Annotated in this window: 3 protein-coding genes; all 3 read right to left on the bottom strand. The window is 65.6% G+C overall.

Annotated elements, in window-relative coordinates; genetic code table 11:
• Position 1 precedes the first annotated feature (1 nt).
• The 3 genes from folD to AC2FNY_RS20945 all read right to left on the bottom strand — a co-directional run bounded on the left by folD (position 2) and on the right by AC2FNY_RS20945 (position 3,004).
• Positions 2-892 carry a bifunctional methylenetetrahydrofolate dehydrogenase/methenyltetrahydrofolate cyclohydrolase FolD gene (gene folD / locus AC2FNY_RS20955; RefSeq protein WP_496803644.1) on the bottom strand — a complete coding sequence of 297 codons (891 nt, stop codon included), beginning with the start codon at positions 890-892 and terminating at the stop codon, positions 2-4.
• Between the two features lie 70 nt (positions 893-962).
• Entirely contained in the window at positions 963-1,268 is a 306-nt protein-coding gene (locus AC2FNY_RS20950; protein WP_234140936.1) for a chorismate mutase, read from the bottom strand.
• A gap of 59 nt (positions 1,269-1,327) precedes the next feature.
• Positions 1,328-3,004 carry a formate--tetrahydrofolate ligase gene (locus AC2FNY_RS20945; RefSeq protein ID WP_234140937.1) on the bottom strand — a complete coding sequence of 559 codons (1,677 nt, stop codon included), beginning with the start codon at positions 3,002-3,004 and terminating at the stop codon, positions 1,328-1,330.
• Between the last annotated feature and the right edge of the window lies 1 nt (position 3,005).

The following is a 3,005-nucleotide window of genomic DNA, read 5'->3' as shown; positions in this document are numbered from 1 at the left end:
CTCACGGAGTAAGTCCCTTTGGTTCTGTGAGTTTGTTAGCGCGGGTGCAGGCTGTGAGGGTGTTGGCGAGCAGGCAGGCGATGGTCATGGGGCCGACGCCGCCGGGGACCGGGGTGATGGCGCCCGCCACCTCGGCGCAGCTGTCGTAATCGACATCGCCCACCAGCCTGGTCTTGCCGTCGCGCTCGATCCGGTTGATGCCCACGTCGATCACCGTGGCGCCCGGTTTGATCCAGTCGCCGGGCACCATTTCGGGCCGGCCCACCGCGGCCACCACGATATCGGCGCGGCGCACCACCTCGGCCAGGTCCTTTGTCCGGCTATGGGCGATGGTCACCGTGCAGCTGTCGCCCAGCAAGAGTTGCGCCATCGGCTTGCCCACGATGTTCGACCGCCCGATCACCACCGCGTCCATCCCCGAAAGCGAGCCGTGATGGTCGCGCAGCATCATCAAGCAGCCCAGCGGCGTGCAGGGCACCATGCTCTTCTGCCCGGTGCCCAGAAGGCCCACATTCGAGATATGGAACCCGTCCACATCCTTGGCCGGATCGATGGCGTTGATCACCAGGTCCTCGTCCAGGTGCCCCGGCAGCGGCAGCTGCACCAGGATGCCATGCACGTCCGGATCCCCATTCAGCCGGTCGATCAGCGCCAGCAGATCCGCCTCCGACGTGTCGGCGTCCAGCTTGTGCTCATACGAGTTCATGCCGACCTCGACGGTCTGCTTGCCCTTGGAGCGCACATAGACCTGGCTGGCCGGGTCCTCGCCCACCAGCACCACCGCCAGGCCGGGGGTGATCCCATGCCCGGCCTTCAGCTCTGCCACATGTTCCGCCACCTGGCCCCGGATCCGGGCCGCAAAGGCCTTGCCGTCAATCACAGTTGCTGCCATTTGCTCTCTTCCTTGTTGCCGCCTTGTTGCCGCCTTGTTGCCGTCTGGGGCCGCGCACGCGGGCCCGGCCCTAGATTTCCCGGATCACCCGCGCCTCGCGGGCGATCGACCAGTCCACCAGCCGCCGCCACAGGTCCTCGATCAGGCCGGGGTCCAGCCCCTGGCCTTCGGCGGCGGCGCGGGCGTTCATCACCACTTCCTCGACCCGTTCGGGGATCCGCGCGGGCCAGCCATTGCCCTGTTTCAGCTCCACCGCCCGGTCGATATAGCCCGCCCGCGCGGCCAGCAGGGTGATCAGTTCGCGGTCCAGCCGGTCGATCTGGTCGCGCAGGCTGGCCATGTCGCTACAATCCTGCGGCGGGATGGATGTGCTCATGTCTTGAAACTCTCACGGCCCGGGATCGGTCCCGGGCCGTGAATTGCGCATATCGCGGCTCAGAACAAGCCCTCGATCTGGCCCGCGTCATTCAGCCGGATGGTCTCCGCCGCCGGTTTGCGCGGCAGGCCCGGCATCGTCATGATCTCGCCGCAGACCACCACGATAAAGCCCGCGCCCGCGCTCAGGCGCACCTCGCGCACCGGCACCGAATGGCCCGTCGGCGCGCCGCGCCGGTTCGGATCGGTGGTAAAGGAATACTGGGTCTTGGCCATGCAGACCGGCAGGTTGCGATAGCCGGCCTCTTCCCATTCCTTCAGCTGGTTGCGGATCTTCTGATCGGCCAGCACCTCGTCGGCGCGATAGATGCGCTTGGCGATGGTCTCGATCTTCTCGAACAGGCCCATGTCGTCGGGATAGATCGGGGCAAAGTTCGCCTTGCCCGAATCGGCCAGCTCGACAACCTTGCGCGCCAGCGCCTCGGAGCCTTCCGAACCCAGCTCCCAATGGCGCGACAGCACCGCCTCGACCCCGTGATTGGCGCAATAGTCCCTGACCGCCTGCACCTCGGCCTCGGTATCGGTGACGAAATGGTTGATCGCCACCACCACCGGCACGCCGAAGGATTTGACGTTCTCGATATGGCGGCCCAGGTTGGCGCAGCCCTTGTTGACCGCGGCCACGTTTTCCGCGCCCAGATCAGCCTTGGCCACGCCGCCGTTCATCTTCATCGCGCGCACGGTCGCCACCAGCACCACCGCCGACGGCGCGATCCCGGCCTTGCGGCACTTGATGTTCATGAACTTCTCGGCGCCCAGATCGGCCCCGAAACCGGCCTCGGTCACCACGTAATCGGCCACTTTCAGCGCCGTCTTGGTGGCGATGACCGAGTTGCAGCCATGCGCGATATTGGCAAACGGGCCGCCATGCACAAAGGCCGGGTTGTTCTCCAGCGTCTGCACCAGGTTGGGCTGCATCGCGTCCTTCAACAGCACGGTCATCGCGCCCTCGGCCTTGATGTCGCGGCAATAGACCGGGCTCTTGTCGCGGCGATAGGCCACGATGATGTCGCCCAGACGCTTTTCCAGGTCCTTCAGATCCCGGGCCAGGCACAGGATCGCCATCACTTCCGAGGCCACGGTGATGTCGAAGCCCGCCTCGCGCGGGAACCCGTTCGACACCCCGCCCAGCGAGCAGGTGATCTGCCGCAGCGCCCGATCGTTCATGTCCACCACACGGCGCCACACCACCCGGCGGGTGTCGATCTCGGCCTCGTTGCCCCAATAGATGTGGTTGTCGATCATCGCGCTGAGCAGGCTGTGGGCGCTGGTGATCGCGTGGAAATCGCCGGTGAAATGCAGGTTCATCTCTTCCATCGGCACGATCTGCGCATAGCCGCCCCCGGCAGCCCCCCCCTTCATGCCGAAGTTCGGCCCCAGGGACGCCTCGCGGATACAGATCATCGCGTTCTTGCCGATCCGGTTCAGACCGTCGCCCAGACCCACCGTGGTCGTGGTCTTGCCCTCGCCCGCAGGCGTCGGGTTGATCGCCGTCACCAGGATCAGCTTGCCATCGGCGCGGTCCTGAACCGAATCGATGAACCCCTGGCTCACCTTCGCCTTGTCATGGCCATAAGGCAGCAGATCCTCAGACCCGATCCCCAGCTTCGCACCAATCTCCAAGATCGGCAACTTCCGCGCCTCGCGCGCTATCTCAATGTCACTCTTATACGCCATG

The sequence above is a fragment of the Ruegeria sp. BHSC223 genome (assembly GCF_059613025.1).
The sequence above is the reverse complement of the archived record's forward strand: the minus strand, read 5'-3'. Positions and strand labels throughout refer to the sequence as shown.